Raw genomic sequence first — 19,079 nt, forward strand, 5'->3', positions numbered from 1 at the left:
CATTCTTCAGGCTATAGCCTTACAGGGTCAATCACCACCTCCCTAGGAGGTGGTTTAGGGGTGACAATAAAAAAGCGCAGTATTCACTGCGCTTTTTTTTATTCTGTCACTGGCAGATGCCGGGTCATTTCTGGTTATTTTTTGCTGAGCGTTCCGCTCTCTGACGACGGAGTTCTTTCGGGTCTGCCAGCAGAGGACGGTAGATCTCTACCCTGTCACCGGCCTGTACGACATCCTGCAGTTTGGCGGCCCGGCTGTATATGCCGACTTTGTTTTCGGCAAGATTAATATCTTTACGCAGCTCCGGTAACCCTGAGGCGATAACTGCCTGCTCAATCGTACTCCCTTCAGGCACGCTGACCGTACGCAGGTATTGTTTCTCAGGCAGTGCATAAACCACCTCAACCTGAATATCAGCCACTGTAAACCTCTTTGGCTCGTATCGTGAAGGCCTGAACCATACTGTTAGCAAGCTCTTTGAAAACCCGTCCAAAGGCCATTTCTACCAGCATATTGGTAAATTCGAAATCCAGACTCAGCTCGACCTTACAGGCGTCATCACCCAGCGCAAAGAACTGCCAGCCGCCGCTCAGTTTACGGAACGGACCTTCCACCAGTTGCATATGGATCCGCTGGTTATTTGTCAGCGTATTGAGAGTCGTAAATGTCTTACTGATCCCCGCCTTAGACACATCGACAGAAGCGGTCATCTGGTTTTCAGAACTGTCGATAATCCGGCTACCGGTACAGCCTGGTAAGAATTGCGGATAGGCATCGACATCATTCACAAGCTGGTACATTTTTTCAGCACTGAACGGGACCAGCGCTGAACGACTAATCTGGGCCATAACACTTCCTGCTAAGTAGAAAACCCCTGGATCATACCAGTTTCATTAGTTAAACAAAAATGTCTTCATGCTACTGGCATGCTAGAATATGTCACTTACTCCCCCGTGACAGGGGATGGTTTCTGCGCATAAGTGGTGTAAAATAAGCGATATTATGACTAAGAAAAAAGCTAACAAACCCGGTTCTGCAACCATTGCCCTCAACAAACGCGCCCGTCATGAATATTTCATCGAGGAAGAATTCGAGGCCGGATTGTCGTTGCAGGGATGGGAAGTAAAGTCACTGCGCGCAGGCAAAGCGAACATCAGCGAAAGTTACATTCTGTTGCGTGATGGTGAAGCATTTCTGTTTGGTGCAACCTTCCAGCCCTTGCTGGGGGCTTCGACGCATGTGGTATGCGACCCAACCCGCAACCGTAAATTATTGCTGAAGCAGCGTGAACTGGATTCCATTTTTGGCCGGGTGAATCGTGAAGGTTACACGATCGTTGCACTGTCGCTGTACTGGAAAAATGCCTGGTGTAAACTGAAGATTGGTGTCGCCAAAGGTAAGAAAGAGCATGACAAGCGTGATGACATCCGCGAGCGTGAGTGGAAAATCGACAAAGCACGGATTATGAAAAAAGGAAATCGCTAAACTACTGGTGTAGCTGATGCTTTTCCTGATATAGTAACCGACAGTACCTGGGGCTGATTCTGGATTCGACGGGATTTGCGAAGCCCAAGGAGCATGCCGAGGGGCGGTTGGCCTCGTAAAAAGCCGCAAAAAAATAGTCGCAAACGACGAAAACTACGCACTAGCAGCTTAATAACCTGCTCAGAGCCCTCTCTCCCTAGCCTCCGCTCTTAGGACGGGGATCAAGAGAGGTCAAACCCAAAAGAGATCGTGTGGATACCCTGCCTGGGGTTGAAGCATTAAACTTAATCAGGCTAGTTTGTTAGTGGCGTGTCCATCCGCAGCTGACAAGCGAATGTAAAGATTGGACTAAGCATGTAGTGCCGACGGTGTAGTAATTTCGGACGCGGGTTCAACTCCCGCCAGCTCCACCAAACAAAAGAAGGGGTTACGTGAAAACGTAGCCCCTTTTCCTTTGTGAATGGCGGCAAAATGGCGACAGGATTTCCGTCATATCGACTTTTTACGGACACAAGGATGGTTCTAATGGTCACAATGCACCCCCTGCATTTTTTAACTGGCTTTACCTTAACGCTTTGTTCATTCTTCTCTCTGGCAGCAGCTGTGCCGTATCAGGTTATTCAGGATACGAATACCTCTATCGGTACCAAACGCATTCGAGCCAGTATCACAATTCTTGCTCCGGCAGCTCATGATAAAACCAGCCGCGCAGATACCATTAAACAAGCTATTGAAGATAAGGTAACAGGATCACACGCTGTTGTTGTGACTGCTCTGCTGATACCTTCACAGGAACTGCTGGGGTCCGGAGCGCTTCTTGCTAAAGGTGAATATTACGCTGATGGCTGCGGAGCCTCTGGTACAAAATGCGACGGCCGGAAATTAATAATTACTTCCACCGACATTCATTTATCGGATAGGGCTATTAAGATTTGGGGACAGTCCGTTAAAAGCGCAAATGAACTTGCAGAAAAAGGGATTTTTGACGAGGAAGCAGTGACAGCGGACGTAGCGAAAAAACTGAAGATTAAAACCAGTGAAGTTAACGTACCCTACATTGAATTAGAGCCGGTTATCACCCTATAGATGGGGTTTATGTTTATCGTGGGGCTGTTTCAGAAATTGATATAGCCCTGGCCCTCTGGTGACGGATGCAATGGCGCATTAATAACGACACCGGGGGTCACTATAAACCGTACCACCGTCTCATGGGTCACAAAAGTGCTGCCACAATTGATATTCTGGCACTGGCAGTAACGTTCCTTCGTATTGTCAGTCACCTGAAAACTGCTACGGGTATGTGCTGCGTGTCCACACTTCGGGCAATTCATCATTTTTAAATTCTCCGCCACCGTTAGAATCTCAATAATGATACACAAATAATCAATATTGAGAACTCCTTTATTCTGTCTGAAGATCATCGATCTTTACTTCAAGTTCCAGAGAGGTCGTAAAACCGTTATCCGGGCTGATGGTATGCGTCAGAGTGGTAATGGTCCACTCGGCATCATCAATAGGCTTCTTAAAGCCACTGACTTTCACCGGCATTTCGGTATAAAGATCTGCCCTGCCTTCTGCGAGTTGCAGGGAAAAGGACGCAACACCACGCTGCAGCCGTTCCCAGACAATTCTGGCCTGACGCTCTGCATTCGCCCGGTTAGCGTAGGTATGATTAAGTACCAATACATTTTCATCGGTTCCCGCCAGATAATCCCCTTCTTTCTCTTGTGAAGTTTGTTCAGGGATTTGTCTTTTCCGCAGGCGTCTGACCTGGGTTGTTTCTTTTTTCTTTGGCTCTCGTGTATTCAGCCAGTGAGCTGTTACTCCGGTATAGGCATCACGATCAGCCAGGGAAAAATGATGACTGTCACCGGCTTTACGCCCTATCGTGATCACCGGCAGCAGCTTACCGCTTGCAGTTCTGCCCTGTCCCTGTCGCAGAAACAGGAGATTACTGTCTTTGACCGACGCCATAGCCCCAAACTGACGCGCCAGCCGCATCAGGAAACTGGCGTCACTTTCGTTAGTCTGATCTATATGTTCCAGTACCCTGCCCGCCATTTCCCGGTCCAGTGCAGTATTAAGTTTATTCCGTAAGGCAATCTCGTTGACTACGTCGCCTAAGGTCGTCTGATGCCATGACTTTTCACGTCGGATATTAAGGGTTTCACGAAAATCTGCACTGCGGGCACGGATAGTCAGACGGTCAGGTGCGCCGCTATGCTCAATTTCATCTACGGTAAATTTTCCTTTGGGGAACAGTGGTTGTCCCTTCCATCCCAGCGCCAGCTGAATAACCGCACCACGTCGCGGCATGACGATCTGTCCGTCGGCGTCGTCCAGTTCTAAATCCAGCTGGTCAGCCTCAAACTCCCGGTTGTCGGTAAGCGTCAGGCTCATCAGACGCGAATTCAGCACCGTGGTGACGTCTTTTCCTTCGATAGTGACACTGAACGCGGGACTTTTAGTGGTCAGGTTAAAGAGGTCTGACATGAAATTCATTGCAACATCCCTCCCACCGTATTTTTTATATTATCAATCGCGGAGATAGCTGAACTCTGCAGGTTACTGAGTTGATCGCTGAGGCTGCCAAACATTTCAGACAGCGACTCATCAACCCTTTTCAGAGTCAGCGTGAACTCAATACGGCGTGGCATTCCGCTTTCAAAAAATTCCGTTTTGGTCTGGCTCAGGCTCTCAATGACATACATACCATAAATTGTCCCGCTGCCCTCAATAAGAGGCCACGCCTTGCCCAGCTCCGCCATCTGTTCCAGTGCCAGCAATGACAGCCTGCCTCCTGTCACTTCCGGCAGCAGTACACCGGACAAGGAAAGTGAATCATTATCCGGACCAAGAAACTGTGTTGACGGTCGGCGGTTCACCCGGCTATTAGCCACATGTCGCCAGTTACGCTGATACTGCAGTTCCTGATACGGGACAGTGCGCAGCATAAAGACATATAACCCCAGTACCATCATCATGAATCATATCCTCCCTGATCACTGTAACTGCTACGGGCTTTGGCCCTGACCCTGCGCTCACGTTCATCAAGCTGCCGCGCTACTTCGCGGGCAATATCCTGAGCACTTTGTCCGGGCTGCGCGATAATGTGTATCGGCGCGTTAACCTCATAGCGAATAGCTGATGACTGACTGGCGGAATTCGCTGGCTGTGTCGGGTATGCCCTGCCCGGCAAACTATAAGGATGCAGTGGTAGCGCATCAGCAGAGAATGCCGCTGCTCCCATGAGTCCTGCAACGATGGAAGCCAGCGCGGCTGTTTTCCCTCTGCCGGTGACATTTGCCGGGCCTTTGACTATTTCCGGGCCCTTTTCTCCCACAATGCCAAACTGGCCACGCGGGATTAAGCCGCCGCTGTCATACATACCTGCAAACGGAACCGCTACCGCCGCTGCTGCACCGACAGCCGGACCTTTGGCTTTGTCCTGTGCTTTATTTCCGGTCATCCAGTCAGGCAGGTATTCGGTAACAGAAGTAAGCTTACTCTTGAGTGCTTCCCATTTTGCATTGATCCCGTTCAGGATACTGTCGATGATCGCACTGCCCATATCCCGGAACTTCGACGGGAGTGCAGCAATGTCATCAAGGATCTCATTCCATTTATCACTGATGGACTGTCTGATACTGGTCCAGGCTTCAGAGACTCCGCTCTTAATTGCCTCCCAGGTTTTCACCACCACCTCAGGCAAAGCAGAGTTGAAGAATAATGAGCCGATCCCCGCCCACGTGGTGCGGACTTTTTCTTTTATCCAGTCCCATGCGATACCTGTGGCACTGCATACGGCATTCCATATAGCTCTGAATTTCGGGCCGAGCGTGTCCCAGTTCCGCCAGATATAGATGGCTCCCGCGGCGATCAGACCAATAACAGCCAAAATGGGATTCCCCCACATCAGTCTGCCCAGCCACATAATTCCTGAGCCAACGCCCTTCATCCCTTTCCATAGCAGGCCAAAAGTACTCCCACCCTTGATTCCCAGCATTGAAAACTGGAAACGTAATAAAGTGATCGGGGAAAGCAACCCGACTATGGCCAACATCAAACCACCAAATGCAGCCGTAACCCCGGCAACCACAGCCCCGATCATCACAAATGCTTTACTTAACGCGGGGTGAGCTTTTAAAAACTCTGCGACCCCATGCATCACACTACTGAGAGACTTTGTAAGATCCCTTAGCCAGCCATTATTTTTTTCAAATAATTCAACGCTGATATTTTCCAGAGCCGCCTGAAGCATGGTCATATCGCCCGCCATGTTATCAAGCATGGTTTTTGATACCCGGGCCGCTTCACCATCATATTCACCTGGTGCACCCCGCATCTGTTCCAGAGAACCATTCCCTGCCGCGTGCATCAGTACACCAAATCCTGTTACTGCATATTGTCCTGCTATATTTTTAAATATCTGCCCACGTACGACATTGCCCATACCGGCCGTTTTTTTATCGATATCCCTTAAAATATCCACCAGATCACGCATATCTCCGGCACTGTCCTTAGTATTAATACCCAGTTCAGCAACTGCTTTCGAAGTACCAATACGGCTCAGGATACTACGCATTGTTGTGCCCGCCTGGCTTCCCTGAATACCTGCGCTTCCCAGCATTGCTGTTGCAGCGGAGATAGTTTCCAGAGATTGGCCATATTCCCGACCAACCCCGGCAGAATATTTCAGCGATTGCCCCAGCATGGGAATATCAACGTTGTTGCGGGTAAACAGTGCGGTCAGAACATCAGCGACATGATCCATTTTCTCTGCCGGAATACCCATCGCAGTCTGAATATTGGAGGCAATATCAGCCGTGGTGCCGAGATCGATATCTCCGGCTGTCGCAAGGTTCAGTATTCCCGGCATCGCGCCCCGGATTTGCTTCGCACTGTATCCTGTCCGGCCCAGAAAGTACTGACCCTCCGCTACCTGCAGGTCGGTAAATTTAGACTGTAACGGGAGCGTTCTGGCCTGTTGTCTTAGTGCTGCCATTTCGGGGTTATTCTTATCCTGAATGCGTGTAATCGCCTGCGTTTTGCTCATCATGGCGTCAAAGTCATAACCCACATTCAGCGTTTTTTTCAGGCCATTGAGCATTGTACGACCGGTCGACATAGAGGTATAACCCACCCCGGCCATCATCGCCCTCTGCTGGTTACTGGCATGATATTTTTCCCGTGCAGCACTCATTTTCGCCTGTCGCTCGCCCAGGGACTTTAACTGTTCCTGTTGCCTGGCAAGCGTTCGGGTTGCAGACTCGGTGTCTGCCTTTAAACGGCGTTGAGCATCTGACAGCTTTTTGGTATCAATTCCCGTGCCGAGCAATGCCAGTCGTTGACGCTGAACAGTTTGCTGAAGACCGCTATAGGCATCTTTAAGCCGGCTGGCTTGTCGCCTGGCCTGGTCTAATGCTTTAGCCTGCTTTTTGGTAGGGTTACTGCTTGCGGCAAACTCTTTCGCCAGTGCAGAAACTTTCTGGCGTGCCGACATGAGGTCGCTTTTAGCACCCTCAAGCTGATTACGCAGCTTCCGGAACCCCCCGATACTCGCCGTCTGTTCGTTAAGTTTCTTTAGATTATCTCTGCTGGCTTTCAGTGCGTTAGCCAGCTCCTTTGAAGCAGCCTGCGCATTTTTGAAGGGGCGGGTTAACTTATCTACCGCCCCGAGAACCACCTGCAGACGCAGGTTATTGTCACTCATCGCTGGCCCCGCTTCGCTGTATCGCTTTATGCCGCCACTCCAGCACTTCAGTCAGCGGCATAACATCAGTGACGGACGGCGGCCAGTGAAAAATTGTGGCAATATCTGCCACCAGATCATCAACGGTCAGGCTGTCGGTAAACCGGCAAGCACCGATCTCGGCAACAAAAAAGTCACCACCTCCACAGAAAGAGAAGTGAGATCAGCAGGGTCCAGTTCGGCCATTTCCTGAGCGGTCAGGGTCGGGGTAGAGATACGCGGGATAATCGTCATCATCGCGCCCACATCCATATCCATAATGGCCTGCAGACGAGTGCCCCTTAGTGCGCCGGACTGCGGTTTACGTAGTAAAATTTCAGTGATTTCTGTGGTACCACGTATGATCGGGGTATCCAGCTGTACTGTTGTTTCAGTCTGTTTGTCACTCATGCTAGCTTCCTGTTAATAAGACAGTGGCACGCCCTCCGTGCCCTGATAGTTACTTAAAGGCCAAGTGCATTACGGTGTGCTTCCATCAGGTCAACACCACCAACGATTTCCACCATATTGACCACATCCACCTCATACAGTACCTCACCATTGATGGTCAGCTTTGCGTAGCTATTGGTACTGCTGACTTTGGTCGTACTACCCTCACCGGTTTTCCACTCGCCGGAATCCACCTCCTTGTGACGGCCGCGTACAACCAGCTCAACAGCCTGCACGTCTCCGGTATCGTCACGCTGGAGGGACCCGGTAAAACGTAACTGGATACCATCAACCGTGGTTTTTCCCATCTGCCTGTACAACAGCAGTTCAGTGCCACCGATGGAGAATTCGGTATCCAGAGCACCGTCATCCAGCCCCATATCTACGTCGACAGCGCCCGCCATTCCGCCGCCGCGATACTTTTCAAACTTACGGGTGAATTTCGGCAGGGTCAGAGACTCAACGATCCCCTGCCAGTTATTCCCGTCATTGAACAGATTCAGGTGTTTTAACTTGCGTGGTAAAGCCATATGCCTGTCTCCTTATGCGCTGACCTGACTGGAAAAATCGACCAGATACCGGTCCGTGATGCGCTGACGCAGCAGCAGATTTTCCAGCGGCGGTACTGGCGTATAGTCGTAGTCGATGAGTAACTTCCCGGCTTTAAGCGTCTCTTTGTCGTTCACGGCCTCATCCAGCCAGCAATCACCACCGATGAGGTAACCCTGACTCACCAGGTTACGCATTTTGGCGCGGATACCTTCGATAATGTCGCGGGCCAGCGACGGGTTAAGTGGCTTATCCACTGTCCACATATGTGCCTCTGCCATCGTATCTGCCAGCACCTGCGCGGTACGGGTGTAGTTCTCAAATGCAAACAGAGGATCATCACTGAGACAGCGGGAACCCCAGAATCGGAAGCCATCTTTGCGGATCAGCGTAGTAATATCATTTTGGTTCAGCAGCCCGGCATCGGTTGCCGGGTCCTGGAGATCCCAGAACACATCAGCAGAAATACCGGTAACACCATTCACGCCGACATTGGACAGGGTTTTGTGCCAGCCGGTCTGTTCGTCGATTTTGGCGCGTAAGCCAAGTGCACGGGCGGTGGCATAAGCCGCCGCCTCTGTATTCAGCACGGTGTCAAAGTTTATAAAATCAGGCCAAATCAGCATCCCTTCCCGCTGACTGAAGTTAGCGCGATAGGTAATCGCTTCCTCGACTGTTTTGCAGCCACAGGCAGACAGGTAAGCAAATCCCCGAAGACTCTGTGCCACACTCAGTAGTTCGCTGGCCACTGCCTGTGTGTCATGCCCTGGCACACCGAGAATGCGTGGTTTGACGCCAAGTTGTGTCTGCGCAGAGAGCAGCGCTTTCATGCCTGTTTTTTTGCCGTCAGCAGTCACGCCGCCGATGATGTTGGAGGTGGTTTCGTCTTCTGTTTCGCCCTGCGCTACGCGCACAACGACAGTCACGGGTTTAGCCTGGTCAGCAATGGCATCCAGCGAACGTGCCAGTGTGCCGGACTCCCCCGCTTTACCACTGGCAGTCAGCACATCAGTCAGCAGAACAGGTTTATTAAGGGGAAACACAGACACATCAGCATCATCGCCGGTGCAGACCATGCCCACGATAGCAGTGCTCACCGTCGTAATCGTTCGGGTGCCCTCGTTGATTTCAACAACGCGCACCCCGTGGTGGTAATCCTGGCCCATAAGGCAGTCTCTCCGGTTTACAGGGGGTGAGTCTATGTTCTGGTCGATATGCACGGGGCGCACGTGCCGGGTAATGTGTGGGGGATGACACAATTGGAGGGGTAAAAAAATCCCCGCTGACGCAGGGAAGGGATTAATTTTCTGGAAGTTCAGGCCATTTAATTTCCAGCGGCTGTGCTGTATCTATCCGCATCAGCAATACCCGGTATTTTTTCCATTCTGTGAGTCGTACATCGTCACCGCTCTCCGACATACCTAAATCGATTGCGTCCAGGAGCGCCTGTATACGATCAGTGGCTTCCCTGAACAATCCGTTTTTGATTGCGCTGGCACTTTCTTCTGTTAGTTCCGGAATACGCGGTTCTCCCTGAATCACCTGCCCGTCAACGTACTTTGAGTCCTGGCCTATAGATTCAAATACATCTTCAGGGATCTCTGTCAGCTTTTTAGCGATATAACCGTCAGCTTCCTCCTGATTTATGGCTATCATCATTCCGGCCACATAGGCGTCATTATCAGTAAAAATAAAATAACGGTTCATGAAGCCCGATGACTCAGCATCCTGAGTCAGTAATGCAGTATTATCAGACATAGTAATCACCAGATTGCCAGTAAGTTGACGTTAAGGGCAGCCCCGCTGGAGTTATATAAATTTGCTTTACTGGAAGACGCTCCGGTGAACCAGATATGGGGGACGCCATGGAATGAAGAGAAAAACAGCGCGGGTGCACTGCCAAACGCTGCAGGAAATATCCATGAGATCGTTGAGTTCGCCGGAATGCTGAGATTCTGGCGGCACCATTGCGCTCCGCCAGGCATTTTTACCCACGCACCATTTCCATTAGACCCGGACTGAAATTGTTTATAGGCAACCGCACTGTTGGGTGATGCCCCGCCCGCGACAGAAAATTCCTCACCGGCATCGCCATTTAAATTAGCTTTTGAATTCAGCGCGGCATTAAGAAGGGAAACGGGTACCGCTGCATTATTATCGCCAGGGGCGCTTTGCACCCGAAATTTCTGTGATGCGTCACCCGCTTTCAAAGCACGTTTATTTAACAGATCCGGCAGTCCAAGATTTTGGAGAAATAATGCAGGGTCAGGAATATCTGCGCCATTTTGATCTTTGGTCAGCTTGTTTAACAGGGCAACTGAAAAATCAGGATCATTATCAATGGCGGCGGCCAGCTTTTTAAGCGTATCAAGATTTTCCGGAGCATCGTCTGTAATAGCCGCAACCGCTTTAGCCACAAATTCCGTTGTCGCCAGCTTACCGCTGTTGTCACTATTTGCCTGAGTGGGAGCCGTTGGTGCCCCGGTGAATGCCGGACTGTTTTTGGGCGCATATTGTTTATGCGGGTCTTTAGCAGCAAGGTGTTTGGCCATCAGGTCATCTACACACACCTGAAGTTCCAGTACGTTATCATCTACATACTTACGGGTTGCCAGCACCACCGCAGGGTCAATTTTCAGGGTGATATTATCGGTACTGCTGGTAATCAACACCATACGCACGGTCTGCGTCCGGCCGCTCCCTTCAGCCAGCTGCGGCTTGTAGCTCTCCGGGCAGTTACCTACAGCAATCAGCGCACCGGTTTCATCGAACAAACCAACCTCGCGGATCCACCAGCCACCCTCGGTTTCAGGGATCACCTGTTCAGCAATAATCTGGCTGCCGTTCTGCGGATCGACATACAGCATATTGAGGTCGGCACGACGCTTTTCCGCCACCAGCATGGTCTGTTGAGCGCTGGGTGTGGGTAACTCCCCACCACCATCTCCCACCGCCATATAGGTAATTTTCAGCGGAACACCGAGTGCGGTGGCATCTGCCAGCTTCGCCGCGCCAATATCCGTCAGCAGGGTATAAAATTTTGCGCTCATGGATTCACTCTCACTGTGTCAATAACATGGACCGCTCCGCCCTCATAAGCGGTGCCACCGGAAATAATGGTTTCGTTGATATACGGATAAATAGTGATTTCTTCGCCGGTATAAGTGGCTGCGCCGATAAAATATCCCCCGCTGCTTTGCAGGTTGATGGATAAGCCTGTCAGATGACGGCTACAGGGTTTTGCATCACCGATCAGGCGTTCCAGCTCCAGATAGGTTTCTTCCGTGATGCCCTGTTCCTGCACGCCAATATCCAGGCGGAACGTGCCAGGAGGTTCCCCGGTCTGCCACCACTCAAGAATGCGGATCAGGAAGCCGAACGGCTCTACCACACGGCGTACAGCACTGGTTGTCCCTTTATGCTGATGGATATAGAAAGCATCCTGCACCACCTGACGCTTAACGCTCTCCATCCAGCCGTTATCCCAGCGGTCAACGGAAAAAGCCCACGCCAGATACGGAAGGAAGCTGACCGGACACGTTGCCGGGTTCCACAAATCCCGTAACGGCACCTGTAAATCTGACACTCCGCTGCAGCTCTGCGCCAGCCGGCGTTCTAGCGGCGATGATCCAGGCGGCAGCAGGCTATTCATCGGTGCCCCCGTTACTTACGCGCCATTCTGTACATGACGCCGCCTGAGTTCTATCCAGCACCATATCATCCGGCGGTGACGTCAGTTCAACACGTTGCACCCCTTCAACGTGCAACGCGGCATAAATGGCACTGCGGCGAATATCACGTCCCAGACGCGTCTGGCTGGTGATGTATTTTTTCAGGCTGGCTCTTGCCGCCGCTATCACCGGCTCTGTTTCCGGCCCCGGATAAAGAAAAATAGCGGCATCTACGCTGTACGGGATAATTTCGGCGCTGCGCACCGTCAGGCGATCAGCCACCGGCCGCACGTTCTCACTGTTAAGCGACTTCTCAACTATCGCCAGCAGGTCAGCCTCTGCCGTACCATCACCCTCACGGCTCAGCACGGTAAGCACAACTTCTGAAGGTGCCGGACTGGTTGCGCTGGCATCCGCCACCCGCCCGTCTGCACTCCGGGCGTGAAACTCATAGGACGCCGATGGCCCCGCTACAGACAGTCCCTCAAATGCAGCAGGGATCCGCAGTCGTAATGACTCATCGCTTTCCATCACTGCCGCAACCGGTGGCACAGCATTGTTGTCGGCCGGGGTTATGGTCATGCGATTTACATTATTGTTGGCTGCCAGCTGCTCGAGGTCGCTCCCGATGGCATACGCCACCATAACCGCCTGTGCGGCCTCATTAATACGCTGACGCAACAGGAGCTCACGGTAAGTGCTTTCCTGCAGCAGTTTAGTAATGGGTTCAGACTCAAGCGCCAGCGTGCGGCGTACTGCATCCTGCTCATCCTCAGGATAAAGAGCCACAAAAGCCGCCTTACGCTCCGCAAGCAGCCCCTCAAAATCCTGTACATCCACTATCTGAGGCGCAGGTAGCTGAGAGAGATCAATGACTGCCATAATCAGCTCCTGTGGTAATGGATAGCGAAACCGGTGCCCCGTTATTACGCCGCCCGGCAAGATCAACCCTCATGGAACCATCAAAATCACTACTGATGACAATAGAATCCAGCATAAGTCTTGGCTCCCAGCGGCTCAGTGCCACATAGACTGCAGACATAATTTGCAAGCGCAGTGCCGGATTTTGTGGCTGATCGATCAGTGCAGATAGCAGGGAACCGTACTCCCGGCGGGCAAGCCGACTCCCCTGCGGGGTCAGCAGAATATCCCGTACCGACTGGCGGAGGTGGTCAGTGTCCGTAATACTCTGTCCGTCATTACGATTCATGCCGATATAGAGCGTCATACCGGACCTCCGGATGTATCACCGCCGGACTTCACTTTGGAATGCGCGTGTTTATCCACCACGATACCGTTTGAACTCATTGCACCACCACCCTGAGTGACACCGCCGTTGATCACTGCCCCGCTATTAATCCGCGTGGTGTCAGCCTCCACCACAAACTCACCGGTTTTAAAGGTGATATTGTCAGCCGCCTCGATCACCATGGATTTAATACCTTTGACATACCAGCGTCCGGAATCCGGTTCGTATTCAAACCAGCCGCCGTCCGGATACTCTGTCACGCAGCCGTCCACGGAATCCGACGGCGGCGCAAACTGACCGGAGTAAATAGCAGGCAGGGCGAAAGCGGTTTCCAGGTTACCGCCCATACTCAGTACCACCACCTGCTCATCCGGCGACGGGCACCACCAGGTACGGCCACCCCCTGCGCGCAATGTCAGCCATTTAATCCAGTTGGTTTCAAGCTCGCCCACTTTCACCCGGCATAGCCAGTTTTCCCGGTCCACTTCGGTCACGGTGCCGGTGCGGATCAGGTTGGTGATAAGGCGCATGATTTCGGTGAGTTGTGCGTTCATGGTGCCAGAATGCCCGCTTTTATATTTTTAACAAATATGGTTTCATTGTTTTATCAATGATACATAAGCTTATTAGTCACTCATCCAGAGAGGAATTTATATGGAATTTGATAAAGTAAATGCATTTTTAGCGACTGCTATTGGCAGTTTAATATTTAAGTGGCTTGCTGGCGGAGTCTCTTCGCTTATTTCATGGTTAAATAAAACATATCCGGAAGAAGATTTTTTAGTCTCTAAACTTGGCATATCAACATTCATGATAAGAATTAGCCATTGTAAATATAAATTAAGCACTAAACCCTATACTAAGAGTAACAAAATAACTCTTATGATCTTTGGAACTCTCGTTGTTACCTCATCGTTGATTGGCTTCTATAAATTCACTGACCTGATAATCAAAGAGCCTATAACATGGCTTTCCATAACGCTAAAGGAAACACGTGATTCCTTTTGGATTAAACCTGAAAATGCGGAGAATAAACCGGGTGAAATCAAGTGGAGCATAACACCAGAGACCTGCTTAAATAAAAGTGAAATCAATAAAATATCATCGATAAAGGAAGGTACAAAAGAGTTCATCTGTGGATATATGTTATCGAATGATAAAAAGGCCGAATTATCTAAAGAATCAAGTAAAAACACATTTTACCTTTTAATTGTAATACCTATTTTCCTCCTGGCGATTTTTAGCTTTTTTATGCTTGGTGTGGGTATGTTTATAGATCTCTATATAAATAAAAAAATTACTGACTTTCATAAATCGGAGATTGAGAAAAGCTATCAATATTTAACATGACCTAATATTTAGCTAACCAGTGTAACAGAGTGTCACGGGTCAGGATTTCCACCTCATTATTCACACCAAGTAGCCGGCGTTCTGCATAACGCACCGTCGGCCCCTTACGGCTAACACGATCGCGCAGGCCATAATGGTGAACACGGGCAATACGTTGCACTCTGTCAACAAACTGCACGCTGGCAGTATTCATGCTGGCTGCAGTTTTCAGGTATTTTGTGGTGCGTAACTTCGTAAACATCTGCCGCTTAATGCGCCCCTTTTTGGTCCGGGCCGTGACTTTTCGTGGCACATAGCCACTGCCATCGGGATTACGCTGCAGCCGGATATTTCGCTGCTGTGTCCGGCGTAACTGCTGCGCCAGTTCACGCATCATACGCTGACGTGCAGACGGTTCCAGATTCGCCAGCAGAGCCACCAGCCAGTCATCTACCCTTTGCAACTCACCCATGTTTCACCGTCCATATTTCTTCGGTGTCATCCGGTTCCGTTATAGCCTCAACGCTCGACACACTGCCGTCAGTGCTGACTAGTATCCGTTCTGTCAGTTGCAGGTTAATACTGATATCACACACATCATTACGCAGAATGTCTGCTTCAAAGGTAAACAACTTTTCACGCAGTTCCGGGTTGTGTATAGCGTCTGACTGATTAGCGCGGAGCCACAACATCACCGGAGCCATCAGCAGATTCTGATCACCACTGAAATCCTCAACGATTACGTTCAGTGTATAACGGTATTCCCATGACATAGAGGCAGCCCCGGTCGCTAACAGTGAACCACTATCAATGAAAAGGTGTAGCTTGTCCGGATTATCCCGGACATAAGCCACCGCCTTATTCAAGGCGTTGCGTAAGGACTGCGGTTTGTTCACTGCTTCGCTCCTGGCACGATATAATGGTGTCCACTTTGTCAGCGCAGACCGCCCAGGCGGCCTCGGTTTCATTCAGTGCGGTATTCAGATCGCCGTTACTGCGCGGCGCTGACCTTTCCAGGCGGCACTGCGTCACTTCGGGACAGCCATTCACGGTAAGCCGCACCTCCGGCGATGGACGGACGCTCCCGCAACCGGGCAATGTCAGCAGGTAAAGGAGTATCAGCCCAGCGCTGTAAAATCTCGTTTTCACGTTTAAGCTCCCTGATCAGGTGCTGACGGCGTCTCAGCAATGCAGCGGTCTTTTCTGCTGCCGCATAAAGCCGCGTCTGCTCCCGGCTGTTGGTTTCGGTCAGAATGGACAACCCGATAAGCTGGCTGTTTTTCTCCGTCAGTTGCTGCGTTTTGCTTGCCAGTACTGTGCCCTGCATCTCAATCGTGTGGCTGGCATTATTCAGCTGCCACGAAAGCCAGCCCAGCACCCCGATCATCACCACCAGCAAAACTGACAGTACGCGCGTCATGCGCCAGCACCTTTTAAGCACCAGGCCATTTCCCGCGCGCGGCGGTTATCCAGCCCCTGATTAAACACACCTTTAACATATACCCAGCGTGGCAGCTGATGGCACGCATCCGTCCAGCGTCGCTGATTCAATAACTTAACCAGCGAGGAGCTGCATGCGTTGCCGGTCCCCACGTTAAAAGCAAAAGATACCACTGCGTCATAGACCTTTTGTGGCATAGGCGGTCCTACGCACTTATCCAGAGCCCGCTCAACAAGCAACACGTTGGTGATAAGTCCTTTCGCCGCCTGCCGCTCCGTAATGGTTTTTCCCGGCACTACACCGTTCGTGTTACCGATCCCGTCGGTCCACACACCCGCTCTGCACTGATAAGGCTGCAGGCGGCATCCTTCATAATCGGCAATCAGTTTCAGCCCTTCAACGGAGGTATGAAGCAACTGAAAACCCGGCAACGTGGCGGCGATGGCCAGCACAGTCCCGATAAGGCAGCGCTTAACGATTGAAGGTTTCATAGTCCTCCCGGGATATTTTGCCGCTGCGTAACAACTTTAAGGACTGGTGTTTGTAGTACCAGTTGATAGCCAGCATCAGCATACCAATCAATATGCCAGCTACCGTAGACACATCTTTGAGTGACAGATCGCCAAGCCACGCCAGCAGCACAGCGATAGAATAAGTGATGAAAGAGCTGATCCGTTCTGAACTCATAATTCAGTCCCATAACTGGATGGTCTGCGCCGTGGTTGACGCCGTAATGTCCGGTAGTTCCACCTCCAGCCCGTGCGGTAAAAACGGTCCGTAGTCAGCCAGCCCCGGATTTGCCTGCAGAACCTGCTCAGAGACGCCTTGCGTACGCCCATAGTGCCGCCAGCAAAGTGCATCTACCGTCTCATACTGATGTACCCGTAATTTCATCAGATAAGTTCCACCGTACAGTGCGGTGCATCCTGAACCCGACTGACGGCACGGCGGGCATCACGCCATAAGTCACCGCAGGCTTCGGAGAGTTCTTCTCCCCGCTTTACTCCTGATCCCGTTGCGTCATAGTCCTGATAACGTTCATCGATCACGGCGCGCGCCCAGCAAAAAACGGCATTGTGGTAATGACGTATACGCTCACTTTTACCGTCCAGTATTTCTGCCGGAACCTCCGCCAGAGTCTGGTAACCCAGCCGCTGCTGTCGGTTGCGGAAGTCGTACAGTTCAGCGTTAACCTCAGAAATGGCCGACAGCAGGATCTGCGTTAAACGCGGTTGTGTCACCGTGCCGTCAGTGCGCATCACACTTCGAAAGTCCGAGAGATCCACATCAGGCCAGAACGGCGTATTTCTGATGACCTCCGCCTTTACCGGTGTCTGTTCGGGCGCCACAAACTTCATACGACTTTCTCCTGACCTGGTGGGCGGTGAACGGGATTTTGATGTGGCAATGCCTCTCGCAATCCCGTGCCGCCCGTGCGCGGGGCACGTTCTTTAACGGCTGTCATTGCGCACTCGGCGCTCCAGCTGCTGCTTTTCTTTTTTGACGCCACAGCGGGGATCGAGCTGCAGCGCATGGGTAAGATGATTCAGGGCAGAAGCAGGATTGCTCTCGCTCAGTACTGCACCGATAGCTTTGTGCAGACGTGCCCTCGACTGATCCGGCATATCCAGATCGGTTGTCAGGTCCAGCGTCTGCAGAAGCAGATCAGCATCAAAACCGGTAGCGGCAAGCAAAGCACTTTGTGCCGCATCTGCCATTTCTTCTGCCAGAACGGTCTGCACGTTACGATTTCCCAGTGGCATAACCCAGCCATGACACAGCGCATTACGAGCGATTTCCAGCGCACCGGCATAATCACCGGCATCAATACGCCAGAGCATCACGTACATCAGTACGTCATCCTGCTGTGTACCTCCGGCAGCCAGTACGCCCTCCGCCCAGGCGCAATATTTCGGTAACAGTTCTGCTTTGGTCTCCGCCTTTTTCACCGTGGACTGGATCCCCTTAAGACGTCGGCGGTCTTCTGCCAGTTGCAGCAGCATCAGGTCATAGCCCGTTGCGTGGCGGACATTCCCGCCCACACAGGCAGCCTGTTCGGCCTGAATGCGTAACCGGTGCTGCCGTGCGGGACTCTGGCTCATGCGTTATTCCTCACCTTTCGGCACAGCTGGCGCACTGAAATCACCGGTTTCGATGTTTTCCACCAGCGCCGCACAGCGATAGTCCTCGACCACATACGCTTCATTAACGGATTCAAAATTTTCAATCCGGTCACGTTTAGGATTGTCGATAACAGAACGGCGACGGGTATCCTCCTGCCAGTAGATAGACAGGTTGTCCAGACGGGTAATCAGCAGAGCATTGGCGGGGAAATATGGTGCGCGAACTGCCTGAAGTCCGCCCATACGTTTCTGGCTGATGATCAGATCGGCAGCGATTTTTTCACTGTTATCCTGATCCTTATTGATCAATGGGAAATACTTGTCTGACAGTAACTCACGCCCGCAGATGACAACCAGATCGTCATCATCCTGGTAAACAGCATCGATCAACTCGTTGACGGCATCCATGACCACAGCATCCAGATTGGCATAATCGCCACCGTTCCCGACCTTCACGGATCCTGCAGCTGTTGCTCCCTCTTTTGTGGTACTCCCCATGACATGATCCGGCGCATCTTCGCGGACTTTTTGCAGCCAGCCTTTATTGACGTCCTGCAACAACGGGTTTTCAGCACGATTGGATGTTTTGGCGCGTTGCACACCGTTAAATCCAATCATGATGCGGTCAAGTGCCTGACGTCTGACGATGGCATTACGGATCCGTACCTGGAAGTCCCGATACTTCGCCCACAGATCCAGTTTTGCGTAAGTCAGTACCGTATCAAAGTTGGTCTGCTCGCATTTATATTCCATATCCTCCATCAGCGTCGGATCAGTAGGTTCGCGCTCTTTGGAAGTTGTATCGGTGGTTCCGGCAATGGTGCTGCCAACCCCCAGTCCGAGTAACTGACCTGATTGCTCAGTCACCGGCGTGATGTTAACCAGTGTCAGAAAAGCGGCGGACAGCTGGATCTGGTCTTCCAGCGCCTGCTGCACCGAAGGTTCTACGGTGAATTGGCTGGAGAGTTCTTCTATTTCCACACCATTCAGGCGCGCCAGCTGCTGCAGATAAGCGTTGAAAGCAAAGCGGGTATTCTTTTTCATCGGGTTT

At 51.4% G+C, this 19,079-nt stretch carries 29 protein-coding genes and 1 other RNA gene; 4 read left to right on the forward strand and 26 right to left on the reverse strand.

Translation table 11 applies throughout. The features are described from left to right. Positions 1-124 precede the first annotated feature (124 nt). Positions 125-421, reverse strand: a complete 297-nt coding sequence (locus ABD035_RS02525) for an RnfH family protein (RefSeq protein WP_212714919.1) — start codon at positions 419-421, stop codon at positions 125-127. Continuing rightward, positions 414-848 carry a type II toxin-antitoxin system RatA family toxin gene (locus ABD035_RS02530; RefSeq protein ID WP_212714920.1) on the reverse strand — a complete coding sequence of 145 codons (435 nt, stop codon included), beginning with the start codon at positions 846-848 and terminating at the stop codon, positions 414-416. Before ABD035_RS02530 ends, ABD035_RS02525 begins: the two co-directional genes overlap by 8 nt. 154 nt (positions 849-1,002) lie before the next feature. On the opposite strand from ABD035_RS02530, the gene smpB reads away from it, so the two are divergent. The 3 genes from smpB (at position 1,003) to ABD035_RS02545 (ending at position 2,571) form a co-directional block, all read left to right on the forward strand. Continuing rightward, entirely contained in the window at positions 1,003-1,485 is a 483-nt protein-coding gene (gene smpB / locus ABD035_RS02535; RefSeq protein ID WP_025903734.1) for an SsrA-binding protein SmpB, read from the forward strand. 49 nt (positions 1,486-1,534) lie between these two features. Further along, positions 1,535-1,898: a transfer-messenger RNA gene (gene ssrA, locus ABD035_RS02540) on the forward strand. Positions 1,899-2,010: 112 nt separating this feature from the next. Further along, positions 2,011-2,571 (forward strand): DUF4875 domain-containing protein, encoded by a 561-nt coding sequence (locus ABD035_RS02545; protein WP_343867437.1) that lies wholly within the window; start codon positions 2,011-2,013, stop codon positions 2,569-2,571. A 29-nt stretch (positions 2,572-2,600) separates the two neighbouring features. Here the strand turns inward: ABD035_RS02545 and ABD035_RS02550 are convergent, their stop codons facing one another. From ABD035_RS02550 to ABD035_RS02615, 14 genes are all read right to left on the reverse strand, one after another. Next, on the reverse strand, positions 2,601-2,819 hold the full coding sequence (locus ABD035_RS02550) for an ogr/Delta-like zinc finger family protein (protein ID WP_343867439.1): 219 nt from the start codon (positions 2,817-2,819) through the stop codon (positions 2,601-2,603). Positions 2,820-2,886: 67 nt separating this feature from the next. Beyond that, complete coding sequence (locus tag ABD035_RS02555) at positions 2,887-3,987, reverse strand: phage late control D family protein (protein ID WP_343867441.1); 1,101 nt, start codon at positions 3,985-3,987, stop codon at positions 2,887-2,889. Continuing rightward, entirely contained in the window at positions 3,984-4,469 is a 486-nt protein-coding gene (locus ABD035_RS02560) for a phage tail protein (RefSeq protein ID WP_343867443.1), read from the reverse strand. Before ABD035_RS02560 ends, ABD035_RS02555 begins: the two co-directional genes overlap by 4 nt. Then, positions 4,466-7,198, reverse strand: a complete 2,733-nt coding sequence (locus tag ABD035_RS02565; RefSeq protein ID WP_343867446.1) for a phage tail tape measure protein — start codon at positions 7,196-7,198, stop codon at positions 4,466-4,468. Before ABD035_RS02565 ends, ABD035_RS02560 begins: the two co-directional genes overlap by 4 nt. After that, on the reverse strand, positions 7,191-7,310 hold the full coding sequence (locus ABD035_RS02570) for a GpE family phage tail protein (protein ID WP_007848878.1): 120 nt from the start codon (positions 7,308-7,310) through the stop codon (positions 7,191-7,193). Before ABD035_RS02570 ends, ABD035_RS02565 begins: the two co-directional genes overlap by 8 nt. A 14-nt stretch (positions 7,311-7,324) precedes the next feature. Next, the gene (locus ABD035_RS02575) at positions 7,325-7,627 is read right to left on the reverse strand and encodes a phage tail assembly protein (protein ID WP_343867448.1); all 303 of its coding nucleotides are present in this window, start codon (positions 7,625-7,627) and stop codon (positions 7,325-7,327) included. A 53-nt stretch (positions 7,628-7,680) separates the two neighbouring features. Next, positions 7,681-8,196, reverse strand: a complete 516-nt coding sequence (locus ABD035_RS02580; RefSeq protein ID WP_343867450.1) for a phage major tail tube protein — start codon at positions 8,194-8,196, stop codon at positions 7,681-7,683. Positions 8,197-8,208: 12 nt separating this feature from the next. Next, the gene (locus ABD035_RS02585) at positions 8,209-9,381 is read right to left on the reverse strand and encodes a phage tail sheath protein (protein WP_343867452.1); all 1,173 of its coding nucleotides are present in this window, start codon (positions 9,379-9,381) and stop codon (positions 8,209-8,211) included. A 133-nt stretch (positions 9,382-9,514) separates the two neighbouring features. Beyond that, positions 9,515-9,973, reverse strand: coding sequence for a tail fiber assembly protein (locus tag ABD035_RS02590; RefSeq protein ID WP_343867455.1), 459 nt, complete (start codon positions 9,971-9,973; stop codon positions 9,515-9,517). A 5-nt stretch (positions 9,974-9,978) separates the two neighbouring features. Beyond that, positions 9,979-11,265 (reverse strand): phage tail protein, encoded by a 1,287-nt coding sequence (locus ABD035_RS02595; RefSeq protein ID WP_343867457.1) that lies wholly within the window; start codon positions 11,263-11,265, stop codon positions 9,979-9,981. Further along, positions 11,262-11,867, reverse strand: a complete 606-nt coding sequence (locus ABD035_RS02600) for a phage tail protein I (RefSeq protein ID WP_343867459.1) — start codon at positions 11,865-11,867, stop codon at positions 11,262-11,264. Before ABD035_RS02600 ends, ABD035_RS02595 begins: the two co-directional genes overlap by 4 nt. After that, positions 11,860-12,768 (reverse strand): baseplate assembly protein, encoded by a 909-nt coding sequence (locus ABD035_RS02605; protein ID WP_343867461.1) that lies wholly within the window; start codon positions 12,766-12,768, stop codon positions 11,860-11,862. Before ABD035_RS02605 ends, ABD035_RS02600 begins: the two co-directional genes overlap by 8 nt. After that, on the reverse strand, positions 12,755-13,114 hold the full coding sequence (locus tag ABD035_RS02610) for a GPW/gp25 family protein (protein WP_343867463.1): 360 nt from the start codon (positions 13,112-13,114) through the stop codon (positions 12,755-12,757). Before ABD035_RS02610 ends, ABD035_RS02605 begins: the two co-directional genes overlap by 14 nt. Further along, entirely contained in the window at positions 13,111-13,689 is a 579-nt protein-coding gene (locus ABD035_RS02615) for a phage baseplate assembly protein V (RefSeq protein ID WP_343867465.1), read from the reverse strand. The genes ABD035_RS02610 and ABD035_RS02615 overlap by 4 nt, the downstream gene beginning before the upstream one ends. Before the next feature lie 100 nt (positions 13,690-13,789). Here ABD035_RS02615 and ABD035_RS02620 point away from each other — a divergent pair, with 100 nt between their 5' ends. After that, complete coding sequence (locus ABD035_RS02620) at positions 13,790-14,485, forward strand: DUF6216 family protein (RefSeq protein ID WP_343867467.1); 696 nt, start codon at positions 13,790-13,792, stop codon at positions 14,483-14,485. Position 14,486: 1 nt separating this feature from the next. Here ABD035_RS02620 and ABD035_RS02625 read toward each other — a convergent pair whose 3' ends face one another. The 10 genes from ABD035_RS02625 to ABD035_RS02670 form a co-directional block, all read right to left on the reverse strand. Continuing rightward, a complete protein-coding gene (locus tag ABD035_RS02625; protein WP_343867469.1) occupies positions 14,487-14,936 on the reverse strand; it encodes a phage virion morphogenesis protein in 450 nt (149 codons plus the stop codon). Next, a complete protein-coding gene (locus tag ABD035_RS02630; RefSeq protein WP_343867471.1) occupies positions 14,929-15,360 on the reverse strand; it encodes a phage tail protein in 432 nt (143 codons plus the stop codon). The genes ABD035_RS02625 and ABD035_RS02630 overlap by 8 nt, the downstream gene beginning before the upstream one ends. Beyond that, entirely contained in the window at positions 15,323-15,571 is a 249-nt protein-coding gene (lysC, locus tag ABD035_RS02635; protein WP_343867583.1) for an Rz1-like lysis system protein LysC, read from the reverse strand. Before lysC ends, ABD035_RS02630 begins: the two co-directional genes overlap by 38 nt. After that, positions 15,456-15,884, reverse strand: a complete 429-nt coding sequence (gene lysB / locus ABD035_RS02640) for an Rz-like lysis system protein LysB (RefSeq protein ID WP_343867473.1) — start codon at positions 15,882-15,884, stop codon at positions 15,456-15,458. Before lysB ends, lysC begins: the two co-directional genes overlap by 116 nt. Continuing rightward, positions 15,881-16,396, reverse strand: a complete 516-nt coding sequence (locus ABD035_RS02645) for a lysozyme (RefSeq protein WP_343867475.1) — start codon at positions 16,394-16,396, stop codon at positions 15,881-15,883. The genes lysB and ABD035_RS02645 overlap by 4 nt, the downstream gene beginning before the upstream one ends. After that, the gene (locus ABD035_RS02650) at positions 16,377-16,592 is read right to left on the reverse strand and encodes an HP1 family phage holin (RefSeq protein WP_343867477.1); all 216 of its coding nucleotides are present in this window, start codon (positions 16,590-16,592) and stop codon (positions 16,377-16,379) included. The genes ABD035_RS02645 and ABD035_RS02650 overlap by 20 nt, the downstream gene beginning before the upstream one ends. Before the next feature lie 3 nt (positions 16,593-16,595). Then, positions 16,596-16,799, reverse strand: coding sequence for a tail protein X (locus tag ABD035_RS02655; RefSeq protein ID WP_343867479.1), 204 nt, complete (start codon positions 16,797-16,799; stop codon positions 16,596-16,598). Continuing rightward, the gene (locus ABD035_RS02660; RefSeq protein WP_343867481.1) at positions 16,799-17,263 is read right to left on the reverse strand and encodes a head completion/stabilization protein; all 465 of its coding nucleotides are present in this window, start codon (positions 17,261-17,263) and stop codon (positions 16,799-16,801) included. The genes ABD035_RS02655 and ABD035_RS02660 overlap by 1 nt, the downstream gene beginning before the upstream one ends. Before the next feature lie 93 nt (positions 17,264-17,356). Further along, positions 17,357-18,007, reverse strand: coding sequence for a phage terminase small subunit (gene gpM, locus ABD035_RS02665; protein WP_343867483.1), 651 nt, complete (start codon positions 18,005-18,007; stop codon positions 17,357-17,359). Positions 18,008-18,010: 3 nt separating this feature from the next. Further along, positions 18,011-19,072, reverse strand: a complete 1,062-nt coding sequence (locus tag ABD035_RS02670; protein WP_343867485.1) for a phage major capsid protein, P2 family — start codon at positions 19,070-19,072, stop codon at positions 18,011-18,013. Positions 19,073-19,079: the final 7 nt, after the last annotated feature.

The sequence above is a fragment of the Tatumella terrea genome, assembly GCF_039523755.1.
In the GTDB taxonomy this organism is placed as follows: Bacteria; Pseudomonadota; Gammaproteobacteria; order Enterobacterales; family Enterobacteriaceae; genus Tatumella; species Tatumella terrea.

Excerpts from the sequence above, each read along its gene's own strand:
- ABD035_RS02605 (WP_343867461.1), bottom strand. The coding sequence starts at position 12,768 with ATGGCAGTCATTGATCTCTCTCAGCTACCTGCGCCTCAGATAGTGGAT.
- ABD035_RS02655 (WP_343867479.1), bottom strand. The coding sequence starts at position 16,799 with ATGAAATTACGGGTACATCAGTATGAGACGGTAGATGCACTTTGCTGG.
- ABD035_RS02560 (WP_343867443.1), bottom strand. The coding sequence starts at position 4,469 with ATGATGATGGTACTGGGGTTATATGTCTTTATGCTGCGCACTGTCCCG.
- ABD035_RS02580 (WP_343867450.1), bottom strand. The coding sequence starts at position 8,196 with ATGGCTTTACCACGCAAGTTAAAACACCTGAATCTGTTCAATGACGGG.
- ABD035_RS02575 (WP_343867448.1), bottom strand. The coding sequence starts at position 7,627 with ATGAGTGACAAACAGACTGAAACAACAGTACAGCTGGATACCCCGATC.
- ABD035_RS02530 (WP_212714920.1), bottom strand. The coding sequence starts at position 848 with ATGGCCCAGATTAGTCGTTCAGCGCTGGTCCCGTTCAGTGCTGAAAAA.
- ABD035_RS02615 (WP_343867465.1), bottom strand. The coding sequence starts at position 13,689 with ATGAACGCACAACTCACCGAAATCATGCGCCTTATCACCAACCTGATC.
- ABD035_RS02590 (WP_343867455.1), bottom strand. The coding sequence starts at position 9,973 with ATGTCTGATAATACTGCATTACTGACTCAGGATGCTGAGTCATCGGGC.
- smpB (WP_025903734.1), top strand. The coding sequence starts at position 1,003 with ATGACTAAGAAAAAAGCTAACAAACCCGGTTCTGCAACCATTGCCCTC.
- ABD035_RS02625 (WP_343867469.1), bottom strand. The coding sequence starts at position 14,936 with ATGGGTGAGTTGCAAAGGGTAGATGACTGGCTGGTGGCTCTGCTGGCG.
- ABD035_RS02650 (WP_343867477.1), bottom strand. The coding sequence starts at position 16,592 with ATGAGTTCAGAACGGATCAGCTCTTTCATCACTTATTCTATCGCTGTG.
- ABD035_RS02610 (WP_343867463.1), bottom strand. The coding sequence starts at position 13,114 with ATGACGCTCTATATCGGCATGAATCGTAATGACGGACAGAGTATTACG.
- lysB (WP_343867473.1), bottom strand. The coding sequence starts at position 15,884 with ATGACGCGCGTACTGTCAGTTTTGCTGGTGGTGATGATCGGGGTGCTG.
- ABD035_RS02550 (WP_343867439.1), bottom strand. The coding sequence starts at position 2,819 with ATGATGAATTGCCCGAAGTGTGGACACGCAGCACATACCCGTAGCAGT.
- ABD035_RS02600 (WP_343867459.1), bottom strand. The coding sequence starts at position 11,867 with ATGAATAGCCTGCTGCCGCCTGGATCATCGCCGCTAGAACGCCGGCTG.
- ABD035_RS02660 (WP_343867481.1), bottom strand. The coding sequence starts at position 17,263 with ATGAAGTTTGTGGCGCCCGAACAGACACCGGTAAAGGCGGAGGTCATC.
- ABD035_RS02645 (WP_343867475.1), bottom strand. The coding sequence starts at position 16,396 with ATGAAACCTTCAATCGTTAAGCGCTGCCTTATCGGGACTGTGCTGGCC.
- ABD035_RS02555 (WP_343867441.1), bottom strand. The coding sequence starts at position 3,987 with ATGAATTTCATGTCAGACCTCTTTAACCTGACCACTAAAAGTCCCGCG.
- ABD035_RS02585 (WP_343867452.1), bottom strand. The coding sequence starts at position 9,381 with ATGGGCCAGGATTACCACCACGGGGTGCGCGTTGTTGAAATCAACGAG.
- ABD035_RS02670 (WP_343867485.1), bottom strand. The coding sequence starts at position 19,072 with ATGAAAAAGAATACCCGCTTTGCTTTCAACGCTTATCTGCAGCAGCTG.
- ABD035_RS02595 (WP_343867457.1), bottom strand. The coding sequence starts at position 11,265 with ATGAGCGCAAAATTTTATACCCTGCTGACGGATATTGGCGCGGCGAAG.
- ABD035_RS02620 (WP_343867467.1), top strand. The coding sequence starts at position 13,790 with ATGGAATTTGATAAAGTAAATGCATTTTTAGCGACTGCTATTGGCAGT.
- ABD035_RS02565 (WP_343867446.1), bottom strand. The coding sequence starts at position 7,198 with ATGAGTGACAATAACCTGCGTCTGCAGGTGGTTCTCGGGGCGGTAGAT.
- gpM (WP_343867483.1), bottom strand. The coding sequence starts at position 18,007 with ATGAGCCAGAGTCCCGCACGGCAGCACCGGTTACGCATTCAGGCCGAA.
- ABD035_RS02545 (WP_343867437.1), top strand. The coding sequence starts at position 2,011 with ATGGTCACAATGCACCCCCTGCATTTTTTAACTGGCTTTACCTTAACG.